We start from the raw sequence: 8961 nt of genomic DNA, 5'->3' as shown, positions 1-8961 counted from the left end.
GCCCGGGACCAGATGAGAAACCGGCGGTGCACGGTCGACTTGGACGCCCCGGAGCACGGCGGCATCGCCCGCCAGGCACAGCCACTGACCAGCACTCGGCGCAGGCCGTCGATGTGCCCTTCGACGATGTGCTGAAGGGGGAGAAGCAAGCAGCTCAGGGCTCGGATCAGGGAGCTGGGGAGCGAGCGAGAGATCCTGAGGAGGGCCTCGAAGTATTTCGCCGGCGAGACCACTGGTGAGCCGTTTCCAGTGTTGATGATCACCGCGGTGCGTTCGGCGTCAAGTGGCTGTGTGGGGTCCTGGAGGTCTCCAGGTTCGGGTTCTGCCGGTGGCTGAAGGGTGCCCCGGCTCGCATGGAGCGGGTGCGGTCCGATGCCCGCTTGGCTCGGCGGATCCGGGAGATCCACAAGGAGTCCGACGGTTCCTATGGCGTCCCGCGGATCACGGCCGGTTTTTGGGACGCCGGGATCGAGGTGAACCACAAGCGGGTCGCGCGTGTGATGGCCCGGATCGGCCTTCTGGGCGTACACCTGCGCAAGAACCATCCTCCCCGAGCCGTCCGCGACGCCCTGGTGCCCGATCTGCTGCGGCGTGACTTCACCGCGAGCGAGTCGAACAGCAAGTACGTCGGTGACATGCTTGTCTGTCGGTGACGGCCAATTCCTGTATTTGGCAACGGTGCTGGACCTGCGCTCGAAGCGACTGGCGGGCTGGTCGATCGCCGACCACATGCGCACCGACTGGTCACCGACGGCTCCTGGCTGCGGCCCGTACCCGCGGCGGAACCCTTGACGGGGCGATATTCCACAGCGACTACGGCGCCCAGTACGCGTCGATGGAGTTCGCGAATGTGTGCCGCGAACTCGGCGTCATCAGATCACGCGGAGCTGTCGGAACCTCGGCGGACAACGCCGCGGCCCAATCCTTCAACGCTGAAGCGGGAGACTCTGCAGAGAAGGAAACGCTGGTCAGGAGGCCGTGAGGCCCGCCTTACGGTGTTCCGGTGGGTCACTCGCTACGACACGAGGAGGAGGCACTCCGCACTCGGCCAGATCACCTACGAACAAACGATCGATTATGCTGGCCGTTGCCGCATAGCAAACGGTGTCCACAGTCCCCCAGGTGGCTGAACGTGTGCGGGTCCGGGAGATTGATGACGACGAGGGCAGGCAGTTGCTGCAGATCAACCGCAGAGAGGCACCGGTTCGGTGGTGACCTGACGGCTGCAGCGGGTTTCTCAGCGGGTTTTCTTCTCTTTCGTTGTGGTGCGCGATCGTGGCGTCGGGGGCAGACTGATGTCACCTGTCACCTCCTGGCCGTATGGCCGGGGCGAGGAAATGAGGCTCAGGATGCGGGCGATGGTGGGTGATGTTCTCCGGTTCACCGGCCGCAGCGGCCAGAGCGCCGAGCACCGGGCGCAGGTGGTGGAGGTTCTTGGGCAGGGCGGCGAGCCGCCCTATCGGGTGCGCTACCGCGACGGCCATGAGAGCGAGGTCTTCCCCGGCCCGGGCTGCGTCGTCGACCACCCCACCCCCAGCCCCCTTCCTGGCACGGACTGAACTGCCCGGAGCCGCACCACTATCTCCTTGGCACGGGTCTGCGAAAGTGGGTGGTGACCATGATTGATCACCGGTCGGTTTCGGTGGGACTGACCCCCGGACGGCTATGTGGTGTCCTGCCCGGTCGCCAATGTGTCGGGCGCGGTCCGACCGAGTCCAGTGCGGGGCACGACTTCTGAACCGCGGTCCGGGCGAACTGGCAGCCGCCCAAGGCGCAGACCGTCAGGGCATTGGGCGGGCGGCTGCCGCGCCGGGCGAGATGGCTGCGGGTCCGCACCATCCAGGCACGCGACCTGTTCGGCTGACCCGCCGCGCCCATACGGGAGTAGATCTTTTTTTACCAGGAACTGGACACCCGCTCCAACCGGCTCGCCCGCCTCCTGATCCACCACGGCATAGGACCCGAATCCCTGGTCGGCATCCTCATGGAACGCTCAGTCGACCTGGTCACCGCCCTCCTGGCCGTCCTCAAAGCCGGCGGCGCCTACCTCCCCATCGACCCCGACTACCCCACCGACCGCATCACCCGCACCCTCACCGACGCCCACCCCACCCTCATCCTCACCAGCCAGGAGGTTCACTCCGCGAAAGCGGCCACCGGACAGATACTCGACGCTGACAAGCCCCAGGCCACCAGCGGGCCGGTATGGCTGGCCCTGGACCACCCGCAGGTGAAGGCCGCCACGGCCACCCTGGACGACCGGACCGTGACCGACACCGACCGGACCACCACACTCCTGCCCCTACGTCCTCTACACCTCCGGCTCCGCCGGAACCCCCAAAGGCATGATGGTCTCCCACCAGGTGATGCCGAACCTGGCCGCGGACTACGTCGACCGGCTCGGCATCACCGCGGCAAGCCGCCTGCTGCAGTTCGCCTCTCCCAGCTTCGACGCCTCGGTGGTGGAGATGTGGTCGGCCTGGCTGGCCAGTGCCGCACTGGTCCTGGCCCCCGCCCAGCGGTTGCTGCCCGGAAAGTCGCTGACCGGACTGCTGGCGGAGCAAGGCGTCACCCACGCGATACTCACCCCGTCCGTGCTGTCCGTGCTGTCACCTGCCGAGGTCCCCCTATTACCGTTTTGGTTGCCCCGCAACGGGGCGTCCGACCTCCGGAGTTGGCATGACTTTCTCCCCATGTCGGTCGCATGTCTTGGGGGGTGGGGTGTCACTGGCTCCGGAGGCATCGACAGACCGCTGATTAGGGGCATGACCACCGGCCTTTCCGCAGGTCGTGAGGCTCTTCGCAATGTGGATGTGGCGATCGGTGCCGTGGGATGGCCAGGCGATGGGGACGACCGGAGGAAGCGCGTGATCGACATCAGCGGCATCGGCGCCTTCCTCGGCCTGGACGTCGGCAAGGGCGAGCACCTCGCCACCGCCATCACCCCGGCCGGGAAGAAGGCCTTCGATAAACGGCTGCCCAACAGCGAGCCCAAGCTCCGCGAGGTCTTCGGGACACTGCGGGCCAAGCACGGGGTCGTGCTGGTACTGCGGGCCAAGCACGGGGTCGTGCTGGTGGTCGTGGACCAGCCAGCCTCGATCGGTGCTCTGCCGCTGTCGGTGGCCCAGGATATGGGCTGCCCGGTCGCTTGTGCCCTCTGTCTCCGCGCGCGGATTCGGTACGCGCCGCCTCCGGGCCCCCGCCTGCGGTGCAGTGCAAGCGGAGGCCATCACTTCGTCCGACCTCAACAACGAAGTGCGGAGCGGACTCGCCCTTCGACGGGGGGCAAAAGAGTGAGCCCGGGCCCAGTGCTTGGTACCGCCGCACCTGCACTGAACTCCCCTACACCCTCTCACCCAACGCCCGCATCACACATGAGTATCCTCTACTTAATGATCAATTCCTGGGCGCCACAAATGGAGCCCTGGCCGGCCGAATTCCACCACGGCGTGAGGTCTGGGGGCTGACAGTTCCGAATTTCCGTAACACTCTTGCCGGTGCGCGGCGATACGCGTGACGAGTTGCCCTGCCTGGTATACGTTGACGATTGCCACGGTTAGGCCCCCTCGGACTGTGTGAACTGCCTCTTGCCCAACCTGCAGTGCCGCCACGCCGTCTTCAACATGTTCTCCTCCGTGACCATGGCGGTTTGACGCGTCGTGACCACCGATGCTGGTTGAACTGCAGCTCTTGCTGACCGTGCTGTGTATGGGTAGCAGGCGAGGGGATTCCTTGTCAGTAGTGGATCCCTTTTTCTGATTCGCCTCCGGGTGAGGACCAAGCCGCTGGCCCACCCGCTTAGGGTCCGTTTTTCGGGCAGCCGACAGTGCGGGATCGCTGTCCCACACCGCAATCTCTACTCCCGCGTCGAGGCGCAGCCGTAGCAGGATAGGTCCGGGCGCGTACTTGTGGGTGTTGGTGACCAGTTCGCCGACCACCAACTGTGTTGGCCTTTCTGTCCGGACTGGCGTCATATCGAGGCAAGGCGCTGGCTATTTCATGATGCCCAGCCACACCCTCGGACGAGACCGGCCCGCCGACGAACCTTCCTCCATCGGGGCCGTGCCCCTCACCTCCGCGGGGCCGCCCCCCATGCATCCCGTAGGCTCCCAGCCATGAACGACGGGGAAACCGGCAGACGGGTCATAGACGGACGCTTCGAACTGCAAGGGCGGCTCGGCGGCGGCGGCATGGGCATGGTGTGGCGGGCGCGCGATCTCGTCCTCGGCCGAGACGTGGCGCTCAAGGAAGTGCGGCCCACCGATCCTGGACTCGCCGAATACGATCCGCACAGCGCAGCGACGCTCCGGGCCCGGGTGCTGCGCGAGGCACGGGCGCTCGCCCGCATCGACCACCACAATGTCGTCACCATCCACCACGTGGTCGACACCGATGCCTACGCCTACCCGTGGCTCGTCATGGAGCTGGTGACCGGCGGATCCCTCCAGGACCGGCTCGACAAGAGGCCGCTGGATCCCGTCACGGCTGCCCGGCTCGGCCGCGAGGTGCTGGCCGCGCTGCGCGCCGCGCACAACGTCGGCATCCAGCACCGGGACGTGAAGCCCGCCAACGTCCTGCTGCGGCCCGACGGCCGCCCCGTCCTCACCGACTTCGGCATCGCGGCCATCAGAGAGTCAACCTCTCTGACCGTGACCGGATCCATCATCGGCACACCCGACTACATGGCGCCCGAGCGCATCTCCGGCGGCGAGGGCGGTCCTGGCTCCGACCTGTGGTCGCTGGCGATGATGCTGTACGTCGCCGTCGAAGGACACCACCCGCTGCGCAGGGGAACCACCCTCGCGACGCTCGCGGCTCTCCTGAGCGAAGAGCTTCCGCCGCCCCTGCGGGCCGGAGCGCTGACCGGCTTCCTGAACGCCGTGCTCGTCAAGGATCCGGAGCGCAGAGCGGATGCGGAGAGCGCCGACCGGATACTCGCCGAAGCGGCCGAGGGCCGCGGCGCGGCTCCCGGCGCTCTCGACGGGGCGGGCGCGGCCACGTCGTACCGGCTGGCCCCTCCGCCGGTGTCGACCCCCACACCCTCGGTGCCGGACGGGTTCGGACCGCCCGTGGGCTTCGGCCCGCCGACCGGCTTCGGACCCACGCGACCGCACGACGCCGTGCCCGGCCCCACCGGACCGTCGACCCCCGCCCCAACCCCCTACCCGATGGGCCCGACTCGGCCGACGCGGCCACAACCGGGAAACCGGACGAAGAGCCGCATCACGATCGCTTCCTCCGTCGTCGCGACCGTGCTGGCAGGAGCCCTGATGTGGACCCTGCTGCCCGACGGCAGGCACAACGACGATGCCAAAACAGCCGATGCGACCGCTTCGGCCTCGACCGCAGCGAAGGACCCGACCTCCGCACCGCCAAGAGCGTCCCGGACGGCATCGGTGCCCCAGGCGGACGCCAAGACGGACCTGCTGACCCCGGACGGCATCCGGACGGCGGTGAAAGAGATTAAAGCCGCGACGGGCACGGACCGGGCGTGCGACCTCACCGTCTACCCGGGCTACGTGTCCGCGGAAATCATGGTCAAGGGCAGCGACACCAAGTACGACAGCTACACCTACCGCCCGGGCGAAGGCGTCAGGAAGGGCATCATCAGCAGCGCGCTTATCGGCGGCGAACGCCCGTTCAGCCTGGACGACTTCGACTGGGATATCCTTCCTCCCTTGCTGAAACGGGCGGAGAAGGACCTGAACGTGCAGCGGCCGACCATGCGCTACGTCCTGGTCCGCCCGGCGGACGACACCTTCAACACCCCGCTGGGACTGGCCGTCTATCTCACCGACGACCACGTCACCGGCTATCTAGACGCCGACCTCAAGGGCAAGGTGACCCGGGTCATGCCGGCCCAGGACTGATCTTACGAACACTCACCTCCGCCACCTCACCACGACCGACGGTCTGCAGAACATGAGCCCGAGGCGTGAGAGCGCGCATGGTCACGGATCGGGTGGCGGCCATGGGAGAGCCTGTCCTGTTCGACAAGGTGATGCTCGAAGATCCGTACGCGCGCTACGCGCTGCTGCGCGAGACCGACCCCATGCACTACGCCGACCAGATCGGCGCGTGGATCGCCAAACGGCAGGTCGACGTTGAGCGCATCCTCCGCGACCCCGACTTCTCCTCGGTGATCACATTCCAAGCAGCTGGGCGGCGGGGATCCGCTGCGGCACCTGTACGCGTTCGTCCCGGCCAGCCTGGTCTGCTCCGACCCCGCCCTCAGCCGCACCAGGCTGCGGCGCCTGATGAACCGCGCCCTCACCCCGGCGAGTGTCGCCCGCTCCGTTCGTGGATCGAGGAGATGTGGACCGGCTGCTCGACCCCGTGGAGCCGCAGAGACGGATGGACTTCGTGGCCGGCTACGCCGCGCCCCTCCCACCGCGTATGATGGCCGAAGTGCTCAGTCTGACCTTCGACCCGGATGAGTAACGCTGGCCTCGGTCCCCCAGAACGGTGACGGTCAGCTCATCCAACGCAGCGAAGATCTCCTCGACCAGACGCTCGGTCATTCTCGGCGCCTTCGACCGCAGCAGGGTGATCAGCCGTCGTCGTCCGGCCTTGCGTATCAAGGCCAGTGACCCCAACCGCTCCAAGACCGCGAGGACGGCCGGGTGTTGCAACCGCAGCCCCAGGCCCCCCGGCCACCAAACGCGCAGAGCAGACAACCGGGCCCTGAACCTCGTGCTCGCCACGAGCATCGCAGCGGCCGCCGCCCACGGCGCCACCGCCGTCCGGCAGTACTCCGCGAGCCGAAGACGCCCGAGCTCAAACCACCCACATCCGCTCCACCAGCTGGGCGCTCACCGACGTCCTCACGGGACCCGACGCCACACTCCACATAGCGGAACTGGCCCATGGTGCCGCTGCCGCGCATACCTGGCTGTCTATCCGAGTGGAGCTGGTGTCCGGGCACGGTGGGGACCTGTGGCCTCGCCCGGGCCGGATCTTCGCCGCCTCGCGTTCGCACTCCTTTGCGGGTCTTCGGGGTGCCCGAGGCCCGGCCGGACAGCACGGCGGTTGCTGCGGCGTAGGCGTCGACCGGGTCGGACTGCCCGACGGAGCACCCACCGGCCTGTCAGCAGACAAGGCCGCCACCTTGATGAAGGGCATCCGGCTGGTCACGGCCACCGACAACTGCCGCCGGGACATAGCGCATGACCTGCTGGCCGACCTGTGCACACTGGACTGGCAGGTCAAGGTCAACGAAGCCGAGATGTGCGAGGCCATCGCTGCGACCCTCGCCACTCTGACCACCCTGCCGGGCTTGGGCACCGTGCTGGCAGCGAAGGTCCTCGGCCACATCGGGGACGTCCGCCACCGACTCAACACCGGCGGTAAACCGTGCGCTGAACTCGGTCCTGCACACCATCGCCATCTGGCAGATCCGCTACGGCGGGCGCAGACAAGGACTACTACCTCCGCAAGATCTCTGAGGGGAAGACGCCTTCGGAGGCTCGCCGAGCTCTCAAGCGACGCCTGTCCAACGTGGTCTACCGGATCATGAAACGAGACCGACGGAACCACCTCGCTCAAGCCGCTTGACACACAGAGGCGCTATGAAGTCACAGTTGCCCGACCGGCCACGCGCGCCGTGGCCCCGCCCGGACGGCCGACAAATCCAACCAAGGACAGCTGAGGCGCAGTCAGTCCTGGAGTCATACCGCCGAGCACAGCCACAGCAATCATCACTGCAGCTCTCTGGAATGGTGGGGCGGGGAGGCCCGGGACGGCGCGGTGTACGGTCATGCAACCAAGCTGAGCAGGCTGCAGGCCAGCGAGCGGTTCGCCTACGTTTTCGACCTGGGTGACGACTGGGCCCATCTGTGCACCGTGGCGGAGAAGCGGATTGATCCTGCCGATGAGCTGGGTAGGACACCGGACCGTTGCGGTCCCGTATTGGGGCTGGGGTGACCTGCCGGACCAGTACGGCGCTGGGATGGCGACGATGGCGAGTCGCTCATGCCGAAGCGTCCGGGTCGCGGGCTCAGCGATCTGTCGCCGATCCTTCCGTGGTGGGGTGAGCGTCGCCGTGGGTGATCGGCCTGCGCCGGTGTCCGGCGCCGGTGTCCGTGTTTGCCAGAGGCTGGATGGCCGGAACGGCCGATCGGGTGACAGTGGTGTGTGCGAGGCTTCCTGTCATGCGTAATGACCTTCCTCTGACAGTGATCGGGAATCTCGTGGACGATCCGGAGTTGCGGTTCACCGTTGCCGGGGTGGCGGTGGCCCGTTTCACGGTGGCGTCGACGCCCAGGACGTTCGACCGGGAGGCGAATACCTGGCGGGACGGGGAGCCGACGTTCATGGACTGCAGCTGCTGGCGGCAGCTCGCGGAGAATGTGGCCGGGTCTTTGACGAAGGGGGCCAGGGTGGTGGTGGCGGGACGGCTGCGTACCGACCGGTGGGAGAACCCGGAAGGAGAGAAGCGTTCACGGATGGTGCTGGACGTCGACGATGTGGGGGCGTCGATGACGTTCGCGACCGTGGCAATCACCCGCACCAGCCGCCCTGTTCCCCCGCGTGAGACCGCTCCGGACGATCCATGGGCCTCTGCCAGTCCCGTCCGACCGGCCGCAGCCGTCGCAGGCTCGGACACCCCCGGCGAGGAGCCTGCCTTCTGATGCCGGCCATCCCCGCACCCACACTGTCCCCGGCGGGCGACACAGGAGACCTGGAGTCGGCCGCGGCAGCCGTGACCGCAGCGCAACAGGCACTGCAGACCGCCCGCCGACAGCTGACGGCAGCAATCCACGCCGCCCGGCACGCTGGACACTCCGTCTCCCGCATCGCCGCCCGCACCGGATTCGACACAGTCACAGTGCGCAACATCCTGGCCGTCACCCCGGCGACACCGGAGACCGGGACTGTAAGAAAAACGGTGTAACTCCGATCATGGAAGAGTTCACCTGTGACCAGCGAGAACATAGCCAAGCCGTCTGCAGCAGGAGCCGC

4 protein-coding genes and 7 pseudogenes are annotated in these 8961 nt (G+C 67.3%); 8 read left to right on the top strand and 3 right to left on the bottom strand.

The annotated features are described in order from the left end of the window. Positions 1–95: pseudogene (locus ACZ4NT_RS37975) on the bottom strand (IS5/IS1182 family transposase); the annotation flags it as partial. 49 nt (positions 96–144) lie between these two features. Between ACZ4NT_RS37975 and ACZ4NT_RS37970 the strand changes: the two are divergent. The 5 genes and pseudogenes from ACZ4NT_RS37970 to ACZ4NT_RS37950 form a co-directional block, all read left to right on the top strand. Beyond that, positions 145–1098: pseudogene (locus tag ACZ4NT_RS37970) on the top strand (IS3 family transposase); the annotation flags it as partial. A gap of 251 nt (positions 1099–1349) precedes the next feature. Beyond that, on the top strand, positions 1350–1559 hold the full coding sequence (locus ACZ4NT_RS37965; RefSeq protein WP_467729944.1) for a DUF1918 domain-containing protein: 210 nt from the start codon (positions 1350–1352) through the stop codon (positions 1557–1559). 329 nt (positions 1560–1888) lie between these two features. Next, a pseudogene (locus ACZ4NT_RS37960) lies at positions 1889–2218 on the top strand (AMP-binding protein); the annotation flags it as partial. Positions 2219–2294: 76 nt separating this feature from the next. Next, positions 2295–2597: pseudogene (locus ACZ4NT_RS37955) on the top strand (AMP-binding protein); the annotation flags it as partial. Positions 2598–2867: 270 nt separating this feature from the next. Beyond that, positions 2868–3149, top strand: a pseudogene (locus tag ACZ4NT_RS37950) (IS110 family transposase); the annotation flags it as partial. Positions 3150–3785: 636 nt separating this feature from the next. Here the strand turns inward: ACZ4NT_RS37950 and ACZ4NT_RS37945 are convergent. Further along, positions 3786–3947, bottom strand: a pseudogene (locus tag ACZ4NT_RS37945) (ATP-binding protein); the annotation flags it as partial. A 168-nt stretch (positions 3948–4115) separates the two neighbouring features. On the opposite strand from ACZ4NT_RS37945, the gene ACZ4NT_RS37940 reads away from it, so the two are divergent. Beyond that, entirely contained in the window at positions 4116–5870 is a 1755-nt protein-coding gene (locus tag ACZ4NT_RS37940) for a serine/threonine-protein kinase (protein WP_467729942.1), read from the top strand. A 585-nt stretch (positions 5871–6455) separates the two neighbouring features. On the opposite strand, the pseudogene ACZ4NT_RS37935 reads toward ACZ4NT_RS37940, so the two are convergent. Next, positions 6456–6644, bottom strand: a pseudogene (locus ACZ4NT_RS37935) (IS110 family transposase); the annotation flags it as partial. A 1506-nt stretch (positions 6645–8150) separates the two neighbouring features. Here ACZ4NT_RS37935 and ssb point away from each other — a divergent pair. Both ssb and ACZ4NT_RS37925 read left to right on the top strand, forming a co-directional pair. Continuing rightward, positions 8151–8630, top strand: coding sequence for a single-stranded DNA-binding protein (ssb, locus tag ACZ4NT_RS37930; RefSeq protein WP_467729940.1), 480 nt, complete (start codon positions 8151–8153; stop codon positions 8628–8630). Further along, entirely contained in the window at positions 8630–8893 is a 264-nt protein-coding gene (locus ACZ4NT_RS37925; RefSeq protein ID WP_467729938.1) for a hypothetical protein, read from the top strand. The genes ssb and ACZ4NT_RS37925 overlap by 1 nt, the downstream gene beginning before the upstream one ends. The last annotated feature ends 68 nt before the right edge of the window (positions 8894–8961 follow it).

The sequence above is a fragment of the Streptomyces sp. NPDC026417 genome, from assembly GCF_055567695.1.
This window is presented reverse-complemented; position numbering and strand designations above follow the sequence as displayed.

Bases quoted from the DNA above. Each gene is read 5' to 3' on its own strand.
- ACZ4NT_RS37965 (WP_467729944.1), top strand. From the start codon at position 1,350: ATGCGGGCGATGGTGGGTGATGTTCTCCGGTTCACCGGCCGCAGCGGC.
- ACZ4NT_RS37940 (WP_467729942.1), top strand. From the start codon at position 4,116: ATGAACGACGGGGAAACCGGCAGACGGGTCATAGACGGACGCTTCGAA.
- ssb (WP_467729940.1), top strand. From the start codon at position 8,151: ATGCGTAATGACCTTCCTCTGACAGTGATCGGGAATCTCGTGGACGAT.
- ACZ4NT_RS37925 (WP_467729938.1), top strand. From the start codon at position 8,630: ATGCCGGCCATCCCCGCACCCACACTGTCCCCGGCGGGCGACACAGGA.